Source organism: uncultured Salinicola sp. (assembly GCF_937921195.1).
Lineage (GTDB): Bacteria > Pseudomonadota > Gammaproteobacteria > Pseudomonadales > Halomonadaceae > Salinicola.
The window spans coordinates 1-19,062 of the sequence record NZ_CALFQK010000034.1 but is presented as its reverse complement, the minus strand read 5'-3'; the positions used below and the strand labels follow the sequence as shown (position 1 = coordinate 19,062).

The following is a 19,062-nucleotide window of genomic DNA, read 5'->3' as shown; positions in this document are numbered from 1 at the left end:
TTAAGGGTTCGAAGGAGCAAGGGGGCTCCATCTACCACTTAATCCGGATACCCTTCTTTTTACCGAAGCGCTGACCGACACGGATAGACTCGTTGCCTACGACCCTCATGGCCAACTGCCGCGCGATTCCAGCTCCTGGATATAGGCCCTCCTGAAAAAGGAAAAGCCTACTGCAAAAGGATAGGAAGGGAAGGGGGAGTAAGGGGAAGGGGGTTACCCGGTTGTTTGAACATGACAACCCCAAAGGGCCGGACGAGGGAAAGGGCCAAAGGGCGGCTCCACGGACAGTCGCTACTGAGAGTCTTCCGTTTCGAGTTGGCCAAGTGACTCAGGCTCACCTTCAGTGTCAGCTTTCGGCCAAAAGCGGACGTTCACCAACTCTCTATTTTACATTCGGAGGCGCCTACAAAGCCGCGAACGGCTCAATGCCGAGTATCATGCCAAAGACAGAAGCTATTGAACCAGCGCACCACTAGGCACGCTAGTTCATGATCAATCGACTTAGAATGGTATGTCAGAGGCCAAACCATCCACCTCGGCAGAGAATGGCTTACGGCACTGAGCTACATTGGAGTTCGCCAAGGCGCAGTTGTGTCCAATGGCTCGGCAGCACCTTCATCACCAACCGCTTCTGAAACAATCATAGATGTATCTGTGCCGGCGGCAGCGCCGCCTACCAGTTCCTCATCTTCCGTCTCTAACTCAGCAGGATCTAAATCGACAAAGTCTTGGCCCATCATCATTTCATAATGAGGCATATGTCCCATAGACTTGAAGACCTTGAAAAATATCTTCATATAGCTGTGCGCCATCCCATCACTAATTGCCACATACAGATCATCTGGTGAATAGTGAGATCCGTCGTTAACCCAGCTAATTAATGATTGGCACTGAACCTTTTCCTGCCCTTCAAATTTATCAATGATGACGTGCGTATCTATGTTTCCTAGAATTTTGAAGTAGTTCTCCAGAATTCTACGCATAGTGTTTTGAATGGTAAGCGCCGGTAACGGTTTTTTCGTCAATTCTGCCCAAAGTAGCTGATAGGACGTTTTAATAGGATTGCTCTCGAAACCTTCGATCTTCGAGAACTGATCGGGCTTGCGCACTATCCAAAATGTCTCATCCTTAATAGATACATCTCCAGCCCTCTGGGGATTAAAGGTGATTTCCTTATGGAAGTGCACGTTATGGGTCAGGACAAAAATCTGCTTTAAGTGATTCCCTTTCTGGCGAACTTCTTGGAAAAGCTTTTTGATCAAGCTACTCACGATGAACAGAACATCGCTATCCAGACTTGAAACCGGGTCGTCAATGACGACTATTCGATCAGAGCTTATGCCTGAGGTCGTGATGCTTCCCCTGAGCAAATGATAGAAATATAGGAAAGTAACGAAGGTCTTTTCGCCTTCGCTGAGTGTTGCTTTAGCATCAGTTCCATCGCTTCTGATCAGGCGATATGAATTATCGGCGCATGCAGGGTCTAGGGAGAAACTTCGAAATCCAAAGCTTTTAAGGATGTTGTTTATCGCAATGACAGTAGGCCTCACGCTTGTCAGTGAATTTTCAATTTTTGAAATTTCTGCGTCAGTCGTGGATATATCTATCTCAGCCCTATCCATGCTTGCAGTGATGCCATCAATTGCTTTGCTGATACGATCAATATCTTTGGCGTAATCAGCAAGAGTATCTTTAAGCTCAACATCAAGAAGATACCGCCATACTGCACCTGTTAACTTATCCTGTTCAGCTGAGAACTCCGAAACAAGGCGGTTATGTTCAGAGACCTTGAGGTTGGCTGAGTTGATTAGCTCAGAAATTCTAAGCGGAATTTCTGCAAGGCCTTCCAGTGCCACGTCAATGCTCGGGCTAGCCACTTTGTGGTCAATGCGTTGCTTGTTCACCAAAATGATTGCATTCAGGGCCTGCAATTCACGATCAAGCTTCTCTTTGTCTAAGTGAGAACAATCCGTAGCCAAGACTGCTTGAGCTTGGGCTAACAGGCTATCTGCTACCGAGCTATAAGTAGTTCGAAACTGCGATAGGGCTCTAGTATCGGCCTCGAATGTTTCATCAAAATAGTCTTCAAGGCTTTTTTCGAATTCCTGCGGTAGTTTCTGCTGACAGAAAGGACAGTCATCGTCGGCATAGCTCAAGTACTTCATACCTTGCCTAATCCAATCGCTGTTCCCCAAGCGCTGGATCATCGCAGATACATTCACATCCTCTTTTCCAACCACTTTCTTTCTCAGAATAGGGTTTTGCTCAAGCGCAACCAAGCGGGACATGTCAAGGTTGGGTACGGCATTCATGGGTGATGGTGCGTCACCATAAATTACGTTCGCACGGCTACGCAGATCTTCAATATCAACTAGTTGAGAGGTATTACTTTTGCTTTCATGTAAGACCCTATTTTTGAAGGCCTCCCGATTATTCCTCAGGCCTTTAAACGCCCCCTGGAACTCGTCATCGTGCTTCTGCTTTTGTTCCCAACACCGTGCTACTAGCTTTGCTTCTAGGGCTTTTTTTTCGGCGATCTTACCGCTCTTACCGTCTGGGCCATTCAGATTTTCTTGCGCTCTAATTTTGAGCAGCACGCGGCAGTCTCTTTCCTTCTTGAGGTCCTCCAGGCGATCAAGTTGCGCCTGCTCGGCCTGTCCTAGGGTGAACACACCTTTGAACTGCTTCGAATCAGTAAAATTCGCAGCAATAAAGTCGTTATTGTAGACCATTGCCGGAACCTGATTGCCCTTCGCCCACGAGACCTTGGAGGCAGTCGATAGCGCTGGGTTGCTTATCAGTCGGCTAATCGTTGTCTTGCCTGCTCCGTTTGCACCGTAGAAGTAATTCACGGCCTTCAGGTTTTGGATCGTTTCGGGGGTTACAGGGCTGTAGGTCGCTATGCCGGAAAGGGTGATCGATTCAATCATGTCTCGCATCCGTGGAGAAAGAAAGTTAGAGAGCAAGCCAGGGGGGCGGTCCTGGATATGACGCACGCCATCCTAGATTTCAGCGTAGGAAGCAGGCGATGGCCTTTGGCCGCCTCAGTACAGAGTAATACACCAGCTTGTGAGGCCTATAGGAATTGATAACTACCGTCGGCGACCCCCGGCTGTCATAATCTACTCTTTCTTTTACGTCACTCAGGGGAGTGGTCAAGCGCGTCCTACGAGCCTCGATTACTGCTAGCCATGGTGCATCTATTCAAGATGCACATTTTCTATTACTGTCCGCTTCTGGCCGATAGCCGCCCTTCACGAATGGCTGCTATGAGTCGCATTCGGCCAGAAGTTGCCAGCCTCCCTTTTAATCACCCGGTTTGTGTTTATGAGGTTTAAGCGATTTCGTATTTCCAAGAGTGCTTTTGTTATCGCGTTGACGCCTATCTGGCTTTCCGGTTGATTTAGCAGTTCTTTTCGGCCCTGGTTTAATTCCCATGACTTTCTCCACTGACAATATGGTTCGTATTGCAAGAATCCGGCTACTCCCAGACCTTGGAGCCCGATGCCCATCTCTCCATGTCCGCTATGGATCGAAAGCGGCCCTAGCCGATGCAGCTCATCAGCCATTGCATCGTGCGGATGAGCCATCCCATGCTCATTGCTGAATGTTAGGAATGTAAATTAATGTTCTCTGAAGTTCTAGTCACTTCGACCATTGCATCGTTCCCAAGCTGTGCATGGTCTAGAGCCAGGGCAGGGCAGCGCTGCTTCGATTACTTGCTCTTGCAGCCTTGGATCCGTCCCGCCGAACGCCACTCATACCCTGTAATGCCGTCTCCGGTCGCCAGTACAGCGGCATCAATGTGCCACTGCTGTGGGGCGAGGCCGAGGGTCGAGGATTTTCCCAGGACCGTTGGCTCACCTTTCGTCAGGCGAAAGAAGCCGGGGGGACGGTACGCAAGGGTGCGAAGAGCACGCTCGCGTGCTTCTACAAGCCCATGAAGCGCGAGATCGTCGATGACGCCGGCGAGCGGGTGCTCGACGACGAGGGCAACCCCAAGGAGAAGCACTTCGCGATTCTGAGGGGCTTCAATCTCTTCAACGTGGATCAGTGTGACGGGCTGCCCGATGAGGTCACGAATCCGCCGGCGACGTTGGTCGAGGGATTCGACAGCGTAAGCGCGCTGGACGACTTCATCGACGGCTGTGGCATCAAGGTCACGCACTCGCTGGATCGCGAGATCGCGGCGTATTACCCCCGGCAGGACAGGGTGTTGATGCCTGCGAAGGAGCGTTTTCACGATGCTGACGGCTACTACAGCGTGGCACTGCATGAACTCACCCATGCCACCGGGCACGAATCACGCCTGGCTCGCATCGGGATCACCGACCCCGAGCCGTTCGGTTCCGACCGCTACGCGCTCGAGGAGCTGGTCGCGCAGCTGGGCTCAGCCTATCTGTGCGGACACTTCGGTATTCGCAACGAGGCCTTCGACGCCGCCTACATAGCCAACTGGATCAGCGTGCTGCAGGCGGACAAGAAAGCCATTTTTCGCGCCACGGGCGCGGCACGTCTGGCAGCGGAATTCCTCAAGCAGACGCACGAGGAAAACCGCACGCCGGCATCGACCGATCAACCGCTGAAGGAGAGCGCCGAGGTTAAGCCGAAGCGCCGACCGCAGGCGGATGATCAGGACATCGAGCTTTTCGGGCATCAATGGCTACTGGGCGACAGCGTCAAGCTGGATTCCATGGTCGATCGGGGTACTTTCCGTGCCCAGGTCACTCGCCTGAAGCAGATGGGTTATCAATTCGATGCCGCGACACAGACATGGACCTATTCGGCTGCCGCAGCGGCCTGATCTTCTACCCAGGAGTACGACATGACTTCCAATGCTAAACCCATCGGCTATCTGGCTCACTGTCACGGCTACCTGGCTCATCGTGAGCTTGGTGTGCTGTTAGAGCTCTGCACGTTGAAAAGTGAAGCAGGCTAAGACATAGGCACCATTCACGAGGAGCATGGCCCTGTCTTGAGAGAGTCTGAGGGATATTTCTCATCGCCGAGCCAAGCGGATAACGCGCTGGCCACCGGCAGTTGGATTCAGCGTCTGACATCCAGCACCTGAACCCAAGCCATTCCGGCGGGGCGATACCGGTTCCACAGGACGGGATCGCTCTCCAGAATCATGAAGGAGCCTCATATGGCCACGAATGAGCAACCTATGGAGCCGGCGTTCTTGGCACTAACCGAGACCCAGCTCCACACGATCGAGGATCTGCTCTCAAACGACGAAAACTCGTCGGATGAGGAACTGGTCACGTTCTTCATCTCGGAGGGCATACCCGAGGGCTCGGCGCGGCAGGCACTGACCTATCGCGATCGATACCTCACCACGATCTACCTCAACGGGCACGCCCCGATTCGTTTCGAGCGTGACGCCCGGCATTACGAACCGCGCTTGCGTCGCTTCGTGCCTGCCTGATTCAACACTCAACCCCGGGGGCGATGACTGCCCTCGGGGCAGCTCGTCACCATCCTTGTCGATGGAGGCAGCATGCCACCTGCAACCCCGCTTTGGCGTCTCGAAGAGGCGCCAGAGCTTTTGTTGGACAACTATGTTGCTGATGGCGACAGGATCTGGCAATCGGACAGCATGAAGTCCGGTCAGATGCGCGTCTAAGAGGTTTTGAATCGTTGCGCCATGGGCCAGCGCCCCTCGTTGAGAACTTGTTTCACGCATTGCTTCAACGCGTTCTCTACTCCGGCAACGGCGCGGGAGACCTGGCGATTGGTGGAGTGCGCCAGGACGATGCGCCGTTTCAGGCCGGGGGCTTCGATGGGCGCCGCCGTCAGCCTGCCTTCGCGCAGGTCTTCCGCCACCGCGATGCCCGGCAGGATCGAGACGCCGTGACCCTCCAGCACCAGTCGCTTCTGAATGCTCATGGCATCGGTTTCCACCGCGACTCTGGCCTGCAGACCACGGGGGATTAGCGCCAGATCGAGTAGCTGGCGCAGGCCGTGGCGTGGCGTGGGCAGGATCAAGGGATGGCTGACCAACGTTTCCAGCGAGATCGGGTGCGTTGCCTGCAGCGCGTGATGCGGGAGTCCGATCGCCCAGAGCGCCTCTTCGAGCAGGGGTTCGGTGTCGATCGCCGGGGCTTGGCGCGGCGCGTAACTCAGGGCGATATCGATCTCGCCTGACTCCAGCCATTGGTGCAGGTGGCCGGCGTAGCCCATCGATATGCGCGGCTGGATATCGGGATGCGCCTGCTGCAAGCGGCGTATCAGCGGGCTCGCGATCAGGTCGCACACGCTGGGCAGCAGGCCGATGGTGACCACACCGCTGAGACGGCCATCGTCGGGTCGAATCTCGTCGCGGGCACGCTCCAGCTCCTGAAGCGCGCGGCGCGCGTAATCGAGCAGCGTATGTCCCGACGCCGTCAGCCGCATGCCCTGGCGTTCGCGGTGGAACAGCGGCGTGCCCAGTTCCTCTTCCAGCAGCTTCAGATGGCGCGAGACCGCCGGCTGCACCAGATGCAGCAGCGTGGCGGCATGAGTGACGTTGCCGGCCTCGGCCACGGCAAGAAAGGTGCGCAGATGTTTGAACTCCAACGTTCGGCCTCCTGGATCGCGTTGCCTTTTCCCCTCACAGCCTATGCCCCTCATAGACCATTCCCTGGCCTGATCCTGTCATCACGAAAATGTATTTCACTGGCGATCACATTACAAAATATTTTGTCACGACCCTGGGACGCCGCGTGTTGCTGATCTCGTCGAGGCCGTTCCCGGTACCCATCCCTTCCGATCGTAGGTTCCTTCCTGACCATCGATTCGCTTTCAACAGAGGTGCAGACGTGAGTTGGCAATCTTCCATCTTCGAGTCGCTCAAGGCGGCTGACGTGCGGCAGGTGGCCTACGTGCCCGATGCCGGTCACTCCGAGACGATCCGTGCGGCGCAGGCTGATCCGGAGGTTCATGACACCGTGCTGACCACGGAAGAAGAGGGCGTGGCGCTGGTCAGCGGCGCCTGGTTGGGCGGCCAGCGTGCCGCGTTGCTGATGCAGAGCAGCGGCGTGGGCAATTGCGTCAACATGTTTTCGTTGCTCGAGAGTGGCCGCTTCCCGTTCCTGACACTGGTGACGATGCGAGGCGAGTACGCCGAGTTCAATCCGTGGCAGGAGCCGATGGGCCGTGCCACCCAGCAGGCGCTCGAGCTGATGGGCATTCACGTGCTGCGCGTATCGCATCCCGACGAGATGGGAGAAGTGGTCAGCGCGGCGGCCTTCGCCGCCTTCGAAGCCGGCGACCGGGTCGCGGTATTGATTTCGCAAAGCCTCATCGGCCGCAAACAGTGGGTGAAGCCATGATGACCGAACAGACTCGTGAAGGACTCGACCGTCGCCGTTTCATCAAGGACCTGGTCGAATCGATCCCGGATGCCCTGATCGTCACCGGCCTGGGGTCTCCTTCCTATGACGTATTTGCCGCCGGCGATCGGCCGGGTAACTTTTACCTGTGGGGCGCCATGGGCGGCTCGGTCAGCATGGGGCTGGGGCTCGCCCTGGCGCGGCCGGACAAGCCGGTGGTCGTGGTCACCGGGGATGGCGAGATGCTGATGGGCATCGGCAGCCTCGGCACCGTGGGCGTGAAACTCCCGCCCAACCTGAGCATCGTGGTGCTCGACAATGGCCACTACGGCGAGACTGGCATGCAGCGCAGTCACGCCAGTCTCGGCACCGACCTGGTCGCGGTGGCCAAGGGCTTCGGGATCGCCGAGTCCTTCACTGTCGAAGATCACGCCGGCTCGAGTGAGATCGCCGATCGCATCAACGCGCGCGAAGGTACCTGCTTCGCCCAGGTGTTCATCAGTGCCAAGGAGTCGCCGCGGGCACTGCCTGCACGTGATGGCGTCTATATCAAGAATCGCTTCCGCGACGCGCTGGGCTTGTCACCCATTTGAAGCGCGGCCCGGCGCGGCTGACACAGGAGAGGATCATGCAGCGCTATCAGCTCTATATCGATGGCCAGGATGTCGATCCGCAGGATGGCGTCTGGTTCGAATCGCACAACCCCTACACCGGCGAGCCCTGGGCGGAAATCCCCCGCGGCGGACAGGCCGATGTCGACCGCGCCGTGCGTGCGGCCGACCGCGCCATGCGCGAAGGGCCGTGGGCGGAAATGACCGCGAGCGAGCGCGGACGCCTGATTCACCGCCTGGGCGATTTGATCGCCCGCGAGGCCGATCGGCTCGCCGAGCTCGAGGTGCGCGACAACGGCAAGCTGATCGCCGAAATGGCCGGGCAGGTCAAGTATCTGCCGCAGTACTACTACTATTTCGGCGGACTGGCGGACAAGATCGAGGGCGCCGTACTGCCGCTCGACAAGAAGGGTTACCTGGCTTACACCCGCTACGAGCCGGTCGGCGTGGTGGCCGCGATCACGCCGTGGAATTCGCCGCTGCTGCTGATGACGTGGAAGGTCGCTCCGGCGCTGGCGGCGGGTTGCAGTGTGGTGGTCAAGCCTTCCGAGTTCACCTCGGCCTCGACGCTCGTGTTCGCCAGACTGTTCGAGGAGGCCGGCTTCCCGCCTGGTGTCTTCAACGTGGTGACCGGCTACGGCGCGGAAGTCGGCTCGCCGTTGGTCGAGCATCCGCTGGTCAAGAAAGTGAGCTTCACCGGCTCCGACGTGACCGGCAAGCGCATCAACGAGCAGGCCGCCGGCCAGCTCAAGCACACCGCCATGGAGCTGGGCGGCAAGTCCGCCAACGTGGTCTTCGCGGATGCCGATCTCGAGCAGGCCGTGTTCGGCGCGATCTCGGGCATCTTCGCGGCTAGTGGCCAGACCTGCATCGCCGGGTCGCGGCTGCTGCTCCATGAGGATATCTACGACGCCTTCGTCGAGAAGCTGATCGATGTCGCCAGCCAGGCTCGCATGGGCGACCCGATGGACCCGGAAACCCAGGTGGGGCCGGTGACCACGCCGGCGCAGTATCAGAAGATTCTCGACTATATCGAGATCGCCGGTGGTGAAGGCGCAAAACTGCTGATGGGCGGTGGCAAGCCGACCCGCGAGGATATCGCCGATGGCTGGTTCCTGGAGCCGACCATCTTCGGTGACGTTCGCGGCGACATGCGTATCGCCCAGGAAGAAGTTTTCGGCCCTGTGCTCTCGATCATCCGCTTTGCCGACGAGGCCGAGGCGGTGCGGATCGCCAACGACGTGCGCTTCGGCCTGGCGGCAGCGGTCTGGACCCGTGACATGGCGCGAGCCATCCGCATGACCGAGAAGCTCGAAGCCGGCACGGTGTGGGTGAACACTTACCGCGCGGTGAGCTTCATGGCGCCCTTCGGCGGCGTCAAGGACTCCGGGCTCGGCCGCGAGAACGGTCAGGACGCCATCTACGAGTTTCTGCAGACCAAGAGCGTGTGGATCAACGCCGGTGTGACGAGCGGTAACCCCTTCGTACTGCGTTAAGGTCGGAAAGACCCGAGCCCGCGCAAGGTCTAACCTGCGCGGGCTTTTTCGTTTGATCAACGTGTGTTTTTCATTGATCCAGCAAACTGACTGCTCACACGGCTACATATGTTCTGCTGGCGTGGCATGACTGCTGTTTTCGATCGGAAGCGGTCGAGCATCCGCGATCGCGGGCGGTGATCAGCTTTGCCAAGTCGATTTTCGACGAAGCATCGGCGATGCCTAAGGAGGGCGAGCTGGTCGAGCTATGCCGGCCGGAGAAGGCCCAGGGCCGCAAGGTGCTGGTCTACTCAACCTACACTGGCAAGCGGGATGCGACGAGGCGCCTGAAGCGCGTGCTCGAGAAAGAGGGACTCAAAGTGGCCGTACTGCTCTCGAGAGTCGACACCAGTCGGCGGGAGGACTGGATCGCTGATCAGGTCGAGAAGGGGACCGATGTGCTGATCACCAACCCGGAGCTGATCAAGACTGGCCTGGATCTTCTCGACTTCCCGACGATCGCGTTCATGTAGACCGGTTGGAGTCTACACGCTGCAGCAGGCGGCGCGACGTTCATGGCGTATTGTTCAGCACCTTGCGGTGCGTGTGCTGTTCTTCGGCTACGCCGAGACGCCACAGATTGCCTGCCTGCGACTGATGGCCAGCAAGATCGCAGTGGCGCAGAGCACGTCCGGGGGACATCCCCGTGTCCGGGCTCGATGCGCTCAACAGCGATGGCGAGTCGGTGGAAATGGAACTGGCCCGTCAGTTGGTCGCGTGACGATCAGGTTTACCCCAACCCCTCTTCGGAGGGGTTTTTTATGTGTGCGCCGGGCATGGCGCTGTCCCGACCCGCCGTAGTGGCCGCACGGACGACTTGGAGGTGCAAGTCCTCTGTGGGCCCGGCAAGGGGAATCACTAGCTGAACCGCAAAGGTGTCCATCGCGAGGTAGAATCTGAAGAGAGGACTAGTGCGGTGACGCCCTCTCCTACTCGATCTGCAAGTTTTGCCAGAAAGTACTCTCAGCTCTGCCTTGTTGCCTCTTCCTGTCGTTCACACCTTGCCGTTTCAGCCGACCGTAACTTCCGCATGACCCGATGCCGCTGGCTGCGTGACGGCCGACTCTGCCTCGCACCTTGGCTATTGTTAACCTACTTTATCCAGGGAGCTAGATGAGGACGCTTATTCAGTTTGCGTTCAGGTGAGCCGCCTACCCTTTTACAAAGGGCTGGTTATCAGTGTTATCAGTGAAGGGACTGGAACCCGCGGTCATTGGCTCTGGCCCAGGTTCGTTTGAATCAGCGACGCGAGGGATACGCATGGAGCTGTTCGCTCTTCTCATCATTCTGGTCGTGGTACTGGGCGCCGGGCTGCTGGTGCAGTGGCTGCCCATGCGTCACCAGCCTCGGCCCGGCTGGTCTCAACGCGTGCCATTTCTGGGCGGGGGGACGCCCGACAGCCACGCCTGGAGCCGCTACCACGTTCGCTATTACCCCATGACGCTGCTATTGATCGCCTTCGAGATGGAGATGATGTTCATGTACCCGTGGGCGGTCGTGTTCGTCGAGACGGGCATGAAGGCCATGATGGAGATGGGCATGTTTCTCGCCATCCTGTCGGTGGGCATCGTCTATGCCTGGCGTGAGGGGGTGTTCAAGTGGCAGTGAACTGGCTGCACAAACTCGCCTCGCGTGGCAGCGTTCCTGTGTTTCCCGTGCTGGGCAAGCAGGGTGATGGCGCGCTGCGGCATCTCGCGCTTTCTCCGCAAATCGAACTGGTCGACTCGCCGCGCCACGCCAGTGTGTTGCTGGTGGCGGGGGAGATTCCGGCCGACCGCTTCGAGCCCCTGCGTCGGGTGCATGACCAATTGCCATACCCCTTCACGACGCTGTGGTTTCGCAGCGAACCCTGGCCTCATCTGGAACGCGTGGCCCGTATCGACGATCTCGACGACCTGCCCGGCGCACTGGTCACGGCGCATCGCGAATTGATGGAAGGCTGCCGCGGCAGTACCCATCGTCTCCTGCCGGACGAGCCGCCCAACCCTTGGGAAGGCGAGGGCGATTTCGGCCAGGGCGGTGAAGGCATGATGGGCGGGGTGCCCTACGGGCGGCCCATGGCCATGAACATGGCAGATGACATCCGCGACGGATTGACGCTGGATTCACTGACTTTCCGGCTGGGGCCGTTCTTTTTCGCGTTTCCGCCCGGCATGGCGGCGGAGATCACCCTGCAGGGGGATCTCGTGCAGACATGGCAAACGCAGTTGACGCCGTACCCACAACCTCTCGACGAGGTGTTTTTCGACGCTCGCGAGCGCCCCGTCCCCATTGCGGAGGTCGAGCTTGCCCGGGCCCGCCATCACCTGCAGCGGCTGTTTCATGCGTTTCACCTGGCGGGCCTGGAGAACGTGAGCCTGAGGGCCTTGCGCCTGGCGCGTGGATTGTCGACGTCGAGCACCCTCGACGGATTACGGCGCGCACTATCACGTAGCGGCTTCTTTCGCCTGACGGCGGGCGGCGGCGCGCTCGGCCCCGAGCAGGCGCGCATGATCGGTGGGCCCGCCGCTCGAGCTGCCGGAATGGATGATGATCTGCGCGCGGAGGATGCCGGCTATCGACGACTGGGGTTCTCTCCCGTCTGTCAGATCGCGGGCGATACCCATGCTCGCTGGCGACAGCTTCTGGACGAAATCGACCAATCCCTTCATCTGGCCCGTCTGGCCGAACGCGACAGGGTACAAACGGAGCGGACAGGCAGTATCGAGACACCGCGTGGCCCCTGGTCGGCGCGGCGGCCGGCAGATGCGAGTGCGCTCTTCGACGAGCTGTTACCCGGGCTGGAGTGGGGCGATGCCCTGGCGGCGGTCGCCAGTCTGGATGTCGCGGGGTTGACCGATCAACCTGTCGGCACACGGCCATCCGGAGAGTCCCGGGCGGTACGGGGAGGCACCGGGAACGATGTTTAGCGAGCTGTTTCTGCCGGTTCTCATGGTGATCTTCATGCTGGTTGTCGGCGGTTATGCCGTTGCCGTGCTCGATCGCCTGGTTGCCAGCGCGCTTGGCACTCCCCAGGCCGGAGGTATCTGGCTGGCGCCGATGGCGCGCGGCGCCTGGTTGCTGACCCAGCATGCCAATGCCACCGAAGCGCCGGATTGGCGGGCCTGGCGGCTGGCACCGGCCCTGTATCTGGCGTTGGCGGCGGGCGGGCTGGCGGTGGTGCCATGGTCGGCATCGCTGGTCGCCACGGATCTGGTCACCAGCGTGGTGCTGTGGGGCAGCGTGGAAGCGCTGGCGACCGTCGTCATCTTCTTGCATGGCTGGTCGGCGAATTCGTTACTGGCCTTGATCGGAGGGTACCGGTACGTGGCGCTGGGGCTCTCCTACATCCTGATCAGCATGTTCGTGCTGATCGGCGTGGCATTGCCGGCCGAATCGCTGCAGTTCACCCAGGTGGTGGCTTCGCAGGAAGGCCTGTGGAATGTCATCCGCCAGCCACTGGGACTGCCGCTGTTTCTCATCGTCGGCCTGGGCATGACCTTCTGGGGGCCGCTTAATCTGGCCGATTCGACGGATCTGGCCGGCGGCACGGCCTCGGAGATCTCGGGGCCGCCAAGGCTGGTCTGGGACATGGCCCGGGCGGCCATGCTGGTCGCGTTCAGCGGCGTGGCAGCGACTGCCTTCCTGGGGGGCTGGCTGGGGCCCTGGCTGCCCGGCCCGTTATGGATGTCCCTCAAGATGTTGGCGGTACTGATCGTGCTGCTGTTGCTCGGGCGGTTACTGCCGCGACTGGCGCCGGAGCGCTGCGTCACCTTGATGTGGGTCGTGTTGCTGCCGCTGTCGTTCATCGATCTGGTGTGGGCCGGGATAGGAGCGCTGTTGTGATGGAGAGCATGAATGACGGCACCGGTGTCGATATCGCGTTTCTGCTGCTGGCCACGCTGGCGGTGGTTACCGGGTGGCGCGTGTTTCGCACCGACTCGATGGTACGGGCCTCCTTTTTCCTGCTGGTGTCGTTCATCGCCGTGGGCGTGATCATGATCCTGTTGGCGGCGGAATACCTGGGCGTTGCCATGTTCTTCATGATGGCCGTGGAAATGACGGTCATGGCGCTGTTCATGGTCATATTCATGATGAACCCGGCCGGCCTGAATCCCATGAACATGGTCCATCAGGAACGTATCGCCATCGGGGCCGGCGTCGCCGGTTTTCTGATACTGGGCGCTATGGCCCTGTTGGCGACCTTTCCCGACCAGCCGGTGCCGGCAGGCCTCGAGCCTGTCAGATCACTGGGCAACGAGATGCTCGGTGATTCGATGCTGATTTTCGAATCGGCGGGTCTCGTGCTGCTGACCACCATGATCGGCGTGGTGGTGCTGTCGAGCCATCGCGGACGCTATGGCGCAGCGGCGGAGGGCTCGATGCCGCCGGGGCTGGAACCGGACGGCGACCCGGCAGGCAAGCCCGAGGAGGACGAAGAGGGCGAGGGCGGGCATCACCATCATCACCATCACCACTGAGCGGGACAGACAGGCAGGGAGGCTTGCATGACACTCACCACACTTTTGCTATTGGCAGCGGCACTGATCGGTATCGGGATCTATGGTGCGCTTTCCCAGCAGTCGTTTGTGATGCTGATGATGGGACTGGAGCTGATCCTCAACGGGGTCATGCTGGCGGCGGTGGCGTTCTGGGCCTTCAGCGGGGCCGGGGCGCCGGAAGGGCAATTGCTGACGATTATCGTCATGGCCGTGATGGCCATCGAGATGGCGATGGGGTTCGCCCTGGTGGTCGCGGTCTTCCGCGGTAAACAGGCCGACATGACCGAATCGCTGACCGGGCTGAAGCACTGATGCTGTGGTCCGTTCCCCTCTTGCCGCTGCTGGCCGCCCTCGTTATCCATGGGTTCGGCAAGCGTTGGCCGAGCGACGACAGGGGCCGTGCCGCGCTGGCGGTGGCGGGGGTGGCGATCACGGTCGCTACCTTGCTGCTCGCGAGCGTCGCGGTCACGGTGGACTGGAGCGGCACCTATCGCTGGAGTTCCCGAGTCGTTCTGTCGCTCGGGATGACGCCCGCGAGCGCCGTGTTCGCCATCGTCGTGCCACTGATCGCCGCGCCGATCATCGCCTACAGTGCCTACCATGAAACATCGTCTGGTGACGGGGGAACAGCGCGCCCGCCCGTCGGACTGGTGGCGCTGCTGGCGGCGTTCGTCGGGGCGATGGAACTGCTCGTCCTGGCCGAGGATTTCGTCACTCTGCTGATCGCCTGGGAGCTGGTCGGGGCATGTTCATGGGCGCTGATCGCCCATGAATGGCAGAAGTCCGGCAACCTGCGGGATGCCGCCTGGGCGTTCCTGGTGACTCGCTTCGGGGATCTGGGGTTGTATATCGCCGCGGCGGCGGTGTTTGCCGGCACGGGGTCGTTTGCCTTTGACGCGCTGGCCCGGCTCGATGGATGGCTGCTGGACGTGTTCGTTGCCGGCGTCGTGCTGGCCGCCGCCGCGAAATCCGCCCAGGTGCCGTTCTCTCCCTGGCTGTTTGCCGCCATGTCCGGGCCGACACCGGTGTCGGCATTGCTCCATGCGGCGACCATGGTCGCGGCCGGGATCTACCTGGTGGTCCGGCTGCATGCGGAACTCTCCGCCGTCGCCTGGTTTGCGCCGGTCGCCATCACGCTGGGGCTGACCACTGCCCTGGCAGGGGGACTGGTGGCCTGTCTTCAGGGCCATGCCAAGAAGCTGCTGGCCGCCTCGACATCGGCCCAGTATGGCCTGATGTGGCTGGCGGCAGGGGTGGGCTTTCCCGGTGTCGCTCTGGTGCACTTCGTCACGCATGCGTTCACGAAAGCGGCCCTGTTTCTGGCCGCCGGTATCGCCGAACGCCATGTCGACAGCTATTCACTGACTGCGATGCGCCTGGGTCGCCTGCTTCCGGGCGTCGCGGCAGCCACCATGGTGGCCAGCCTGGCGCTGGCGGGCGTCGTTCCGCTGAGTGCGGCGTGGAGCAAGGAGAAGATCGTCACGGCCGCCGGCCATCAAGCGTCCTGGCTGGCCGTGATCGCCGCCGTGGCGGGAGGCCTCAGCGCGTTGTATGCCACACGCTTTCAACTGCTGGCGTTCGGGCGGGGGCGGCATGACCACACGAGCGCGGCGGCCTCCCGGTCCGGGCACTCCCGGGCGGAGGGCATCTCGCTCTACCTGCTGGCGGCAGGCACGCTGGCGCTGTCGCTCCTCTGGTGGCCCGGTGTTGGAAATGGCCTCGCTGATTTGCTGTCCGTGCACTTTCCCAAGACCAGGCTATGGGAACTCATCCTGTCGCTACTGCTGGTGGCGCTGGGCGTGGGCCTCGGCACCTGGGCGGTGCGTCGTGAGGTGTCGCGCCAGCAGAACGACAAGCGTGCCGCTATGGCGGACTGGCTGGGTCTGCCGACGTTGACGGCGCGTGGCGCGGATGCCGTGATGATGTTCAGCCATGGCCTGGCACGCTTCGACGATCGCGCCGTGGATGCCGGGATCCGGGGCAGTGCCCGCTTCGGTGCGTGGCTGGCCAGGCTGGGAGAGCGGCGTGGCGAAGGCGCGTTCGATGGCGCCACGAACCAGCTCGCGAAGGGTGTCGATTGGGCGGGGCAAGTGGCACGTCGGGTGCACACTGGGCAGATGCATCACTACTACACCGGTATCGTGGCAGGACTCGCCGCGATCCTGATCATCCTGAGCATAGGAGCGCTCCTTTGATTTTGACTGCAGCCTTGGGGCTTCCCATGCTGGGGGCTCTCGCACTCGCCGTTTCAAGCCGTTGGACCGAGGCCACGGCTCGCCGGTTTGCCATCGCGGTCTCGGTGTTGCCGGTGCTGTTGCTGGCCTGGGCGTGGCGACAGTTCGATCCGCAAGGTGCGCTATTCCAGTTCGTCGAGGAGGTGCCCTGGGTACCCAGTCTGGGCATGGGCTATAGGTTGGGCGTGGATGGCATTGCCCTGGCTGTCGCGACGATGAGTGCGCTGGTCTTCTCGGCGAGTATCGCCTACCCCGTGGACACGAAGCATCAGCCTCGCCAGTACTACGCCTGGATGCTCTTCCTGCAGTCCGTGTCACTGGGTGTCTTCCTGGCGCTGGACCTGCTGCTCTTCTATGTCTTTTTCGACCTGAGCCTGGTGGGGATGTTCTTCCTGATCGGCCGTTGGGGGCATGGCCAGGCGCAGTTCGCCGCGTTCAAGTTTTTTCTATACACCTTCTGCGGCTCGCTGTTGCTGCTGTTAGCGATCATCGGACTCTATCTGTCGGTCGAACCGCATACCTTCGACATGCGCGTGCTCATCGAGCAGCAACCGCTGGCGGGCGCGGGCATGACGGCCGGCCTGGTGTTCCTCGCCCTCATGCTCGGCTTTGCCATCAAGACACCGGTGGTGCCCGTGCATACCTGGCTGCCCCAGGCGCATGTCGATGCCCCGGGGCCGGTCTCGGCGATTCTCGCCGGGGTGCTGCTCAAGATGGGTACTTACGGAATCATCCGCATTCCGTTCGCCATGATGGCGGAGACGTTCTCACGCTATGCCCTGGTCATTGCGCTGTTCGCGGTCGCGTCGATTCTCTACGGGGCTTTCGTGGCGCTTGGTCAGAGCAACCTGAAACGACGTATCGCCTACACGTCGATCAATCACATGGGCTACACGGTGCTGGGTATCGCCGCCGCCGGTGCCCTGATCCAGGACACCGGATATGCCCGCGAGCTGGCCCTGGTAGGGGCCACGGTAGAAATGGTGGCGCACGGCCTGATTACCGGAGCGCTGTTCCTCATCTGTGGCTCGTTCTGGCAGCGTACCGAGGAGTATGATCTGGACAGCTACGGTGGTCTGCTTCGTCAGGCCCCGTGGCTGACCGCCTTCGCCGTGCTCGCGTCCTTTGCCAGCCTGGGCCTGCCCGGCTTGGCCGGTTTCGTGGCGGAGTTCCATATCTTTGCCGGCACCTTCGGCGTCTACCCGTGGCTCGCCGTCATCGGTGTGCTGGGCATCCTGGTGACGGCGGCGCTGTTTCTGCAGATGCTGCAGAAGGTGTTCTTCGGGGCGATGCCGGAGCGCTGGGCGCAGTTCGAGGATCTGCGTCCCATCGAGTGGGGCGTGCTCGCGGTGCTGTCGGCAGGCTTCGTGATCATCGGCGTGGCGCCGGCGTTTCTGCTGACCCTGGTCGAGGCATCGGCGACGCTGCTGGTGGGAGGCCGCTGATGCCTATCGGTGACGTACTGCCGGAAATCAGCCTGACGCTGGGTGCCGTGGCGGTCGTCCTGTTCGCCAGCTTCGTCCGTCAGCGGCAGCATCACTGGGCAGCTGTGCTTGCCCTGCTCGCCATCGGCCTCGGTGCGGGGCTGACCGTCGCGCAATGGGGCGGGGCGCCGCGACTGACGTTTTCCGGTGTCTGGGCGCTGGATGGCGTGGCGCTCGCCAGCAAGCTGGTCGTGCTGGGCGCCGGAGCGCTGGTCGTCGCGATGTCGCCTGAATGGATGCGGACCGATCGACGCCATGGCGAGTACTACGCGCTGGTGCTGTTCGCTCTGCTGGGCGTCATCATGATGGCATCGGCCAGCGATACCATGGAGCTGGTGTTGGGCGTACTGCTGTCCTCGGTGGCGAGTTACCCGCTGGCCGCCTATCACCGTGGATGGGCGCCCGCGCTGGAAGCCGGCATGAAGTATTTCCTGATCGGCGCCTTGACCAATGCGTTGCTGACGATCGGGGTGGTGGTGCTGTTCGGCCTGACCGGCAGTACCGGGTATCCGGACATCGCCCAAACGCTTGCCACGGACAGCGACCGCCTGGCGCTGACCATTGCCACGGCCTGCGTCGTGCTGGGCCTGACCTTCAAGCTGGCGGCGTTTCCGGCTCACGCCTGGATGCCGGACGTGGCGCAGGGCTCGCCAGTACCGGCGGCGGCCTTCTTGACTGTCATTCCCAAGGTCGGTGCCGCAGTGGCGCTGGCCCGTTTCGTCTCCCTGCTGCCGCCGGACGTCGCCTGGCGGGCGATCGTGGCATCGATCTCCGTCGCCACCATGACGCTGGGTAACGTGGCCGCGTTGCGACAGACGGACGTGCGCCGCCTGCTGGGCTGGTCATCGGTTTCCCAGTCCGGCTATGCCCTGATGGCCATCGTGGTGCTGGGTGTCAGCGATCAGGCCCTGCCGGCACTGGTGTTCTTCCTGGCGAGCTATGCCACGGCCAACCTGGCTGCCTTCGCCGTGGTCACGCACCTGCGGGGACGTACCGCACTGGACGATTACCGGGGGCTGGCCCGGCACGCACCGATCGCGGCCACGATACTGATCGTGTCGCTGTTGTCCCTGGTGGGGATCCCGCCGCTGGTCGGCTTCTTCGGCAAGCTGATGCTGTTTCGCGTCACCCTCGACGGCGGTTACGCCTGGCTGGCGCTCGTGGCGGCAATCAACACCGTCGTCTCGCTGTTCTATTACCTGCGCATCGTCGCGCCGATGATGTTCGGCAATCATCGGTCCGCCGTGCATGTGCTGTCGGGCCAGTGGGCGCGTGCCACGATGGCCGTGGCGGGCGTGCTGCTGATCGTCGGGGGACTCGGCGCGGAAGCGCTCTCGCTGTTTACAGAATCGATACGCTTTGCCCTGTAGGCCCCGGCGGGCCTGGCCTGCCGGATCCACGTCA

Annotated in this window: 15 protein-coding genes and 1 pseudogene; 14 read left to right on the top strand and 2 right to left on the bottom strand. The window is 60.9% G+C overall.

What is annotated here, in order from left to right; all coding sequences use genetic code 11:
* Positions 1-563 precede the first annotated feature (563 nt).
* Complete coding sequence (locus Q0602_RS03265; protein ID WP_298838878.1) at positions 564-2,930, bottom strand: AAA family ATPase; 2,367 nt, start codon at positions 2,928-2,930, stop codon at positions 564-566.
* 803 nt (positions 2,931-3,733) lie between these two features.
* Here Q0602_RS03265 and Q0602_RS03260 point away from each other — a divergent pair.
* Complete coding sequence (locus Q0602_RS03260) at positions 3,734-4,804, top strand: DUF3275 family protein (protein WP_298838876.1); 1,071 nt, start codon at positions 3,734-3,736, stop codon at positions 4,802-4,804.
* 342 nt (positions 4,805-5,146) lie between these two features.
* Positions 5,147-5,428, top strand: a complete 282-nt coding sequence (locus Q0602_RS03255; RefSeq protein ID WP_298838873.1) for a hypothetical protein — start codon at positions 5,147-5,149, stop codon at positions 5,426-5,428.
* A gap of 194 nt (positions 5,429-5,622) precedes the next feature.
* On the opposite strand, the gene Q0602_RS03250 is transcribed toward Q0602_RS03255, so the two are convergent.
* Complete coding sequence (locus Q0602_RS03250) at positions 5,623-6,558, bottom strand: LysR family transcriptional regulator (RefSeq protein ID WP_298838870.1); 936 nt, start codon at positions 6,556-6,558, stop codon at positions 5,623-5,625.
* A gap of 242 nt (positions 6,559-6,800) precedes the next feature.
* Here Q0602_RS03250 and Q0602_RS03245 point away from each other — a divergent pair, with 242 nt between their 5' ends.
* The 12 genes and pseudogenes from Q0602_RS03245 (at position 6,801) to Q0602_RS03190 (ending at position 19,028) form a co-directional block, all read left to right on the top strand.
* Positions 6,801-7,313 carry a thiamine pyrophosphate-binding protein gene (locus Q0602_RS03245; protein ID WP_298838867.1) on the top strand — a complete coding sequence of 171 codons (513 nt, stop codon included), beginning with the start codon at positions 6,801-6,803 and terminating at the stop codon, positions 7,311-7,313.
* Complete coding sequence (locus tag Q0602_RS03240; RefSeq protein WP_298838864.1) at positions 7,313-7,906, top strand: thiamine pyrophosphate-dependent enzyme; 594 nt, start codon at positions 7,313-7,315, stop codon at positions 7,904-7,906. The genes Q0602_RS03245 and Q0602_RS03240 overlap by 1 nt, the downstream gene beginning before the upstream one ends.
* A gap of 35 nt (positions 7,907-7,941) precedes the next feature.
* Positions 7,942-9,420, top strand: coding sequence for an aldehyde dehydrogenase (locus Q0602_RS03235; RefSeq protein WP_298838861.1), 1,479 nt, complete (start codon positions 7,942-7,944; stop codon positions 9,418-9,420).
* A gap of 13 nt (positions 9,421-9,433) precedes the next feature.
* Positions 9,434-10,180: pseudogene (locus Q0602_RS03230) on the top strand (helicase-related protein); the annotation flags it as partial.
* Positions 10,181-10,719: 539 nt separating this feature from the next.
* Positions 10,720-11,067, top strand: coding sequence for an NADH-quinone oxidoreductase subunit A (locus tag Q0602_RS03225; RefSeq protein ID WP_298838858.1), 348 nt, complete (start codon positions 10,720-10,722; stop codon positions 11,065-11,067).
* Positions 11,058-12,368: a hypothetical protein gene (locus tag Q0602_RS03220; RefSeq protein ID WP_298838855.1), complete on the top strand. Its 1,311-nt coding sequence runs from the start codon at positions 11,058-11,060 to the stop codon at positions 12,366-12,368. Before Q0602_RS03225 ends, Q0602_RS03220 begins: the two co-directional genes overlap by 10 nt.
* Positions 12,361-13,284 carry an NADH-quinone oxidoreductase subunit H gene (locus tag Q0602_RS03215; protein WP_298838852.1) on the top strand — a complete coding sequence of 308 codons (924 nt, stop codon included), beginning with the start codon at positions 12,361-12,363 and terminating at the stop codon, positions 13,282-13,284. Before Q0602_RS03220 ends, Q0602_RS03215 begins: the two co-directional genes overlap by 8 nt.
* Entirely contained in the window at positions 13,284-13,919 is a 636-nt protein-coding gene (locus tag Q0602_RS03210; RefSeq protein ID WP_298838849.1) for an NADH-quinone oxidoreductase subunit J, read from the top strand. Before Q0602_RS03215 ends, Q0602_RS03210 begins: the two co-directional genes overlap by 1 nt.
* 27 nt (positions 13,920-13,946) lie before the next feature.
* Positions 13,947-14,252, top strand: coding sequence for an NADH-quinone oxidoreductase subunit NuoK (nuoK, locus tag Q0602_RS03205; protein ID WP_035413666.1), 306 nt, complete (start codon positions 13,947-13,949; stop codon positions 14,250-14,252).
* Entirely contained in the window at positions 14,252-16,135 is a 1,884-nt protein-coding gene (locus Q0602_RS03200; protein WP_298838831.1) for a proton-conducting transporter membrane subunit, read from the top strand. Before nuoK ends, Q0602_RS03200 begins: the two co-directional genes overlap by 1 nt.
* Positions 16,132-17,619, top strand: a complete 1,488-nt coding sequence (locus Q0602_RS03195) for a NuoM family protein (RefSeq protein ID WP_298838828.1) — start codon at positions 16,132-16,134, stop codon at positions 17,617-17,619. Before Q0602_RS03200 ends, Q0602_RS03195 begins: the two co-directional genes overlap by 4 nt.
* Positions 17,619-19,028 carry an NADH-quinone oxidoreductase subunit N gene (locus Q0602_RS03190; RefSeq protein ID WP_298838826.1) on the top strand — a complete coding sequence of 470 codons (1,410 nt, stop codon included), beginning with the start codon at positions 17,619-17,621 and terminating at the stop codon, positions 19,026-19,028. The genes Q0602_RS03195 and Q0602_RS03190 overlap by 1 nt, the downstream gene beginning before the upstream one ends.
* The last annotated feature ends 34 nt before the right edge of the window (positions 19,029-19,062 follow it).

Bases quoted from the DNA above. Each gene is read 5' to 3' on its own strand.
- Q0602_RS03200 (WP_298838831.1), top strand. From the start codon at position 14,252: ATGCTGTGGTCCGTTCCCCTCTTGCCGCTGCTGGCCGCCCTCGTTATC.
- Q0602_RS03215 (WP_298838852.1), top strand. From the start codon at position 12,361: ATGTTTAGCGAGCTGTTTCTGCCGGTTCTCATGGTGATCTTCATGCTG.
- Q0602_RS03265 (WP_298838878.1), bottom strand. From the start codon at position 2,930: ATGATTGAATCGATCACCCTTTCCGGCATAGCGACCTACAGCCCTGTA.
- Q0602_RS03255 (WP_298838873.1), top strand. From the start codon at position 5,147: ATGGCCACGAATGAGCAACCTATGGAGCCGGCGTTCTTGGCACTAACC.
- Q0602_RS03240 (WP_298838864.1), top strand. From the start codon at position 7,313: ATGACCGAACAGACTCGTGAAGGACTCGACCGTCGCCGTTTCATCAAG.
- Q0602_RS03235 (WP_298838861.1), top strand. From the start codon at position 7,942: ATGCAGCGCTATCAGCTCTATATCGATGGCCAGGATGTCGATCCGCAG.
- nuoK (WP_035413666.1), top strand. From the start codon at position 13,947: ATGACACTCACCACACTTTTGCTATTGGCAGCGGCACTGATCGGTATC.
- Q0602_RS03210 (WP_298838849.1), top strand. From the start codon at position 13,284: ATGGAGAGCATGAATGACGGCACCGGTGTCGATATCGCGTTTCTGCTG.
- Q0602_RS03225 (WP_298838858.1), top strand. From the start codon at position 10,720: ATGGAGCTGTTCGCTCTTCTCATCATTCTGGTCGTGGTACTGGGCGCC.
- Q0602_RS03190 (WP_298838826.1), top strand. From the start codon at position 17,619: ATGCCTATCGGTGACGTACTGCCGGAAATCAGCCTGACGCTGGGTGCC.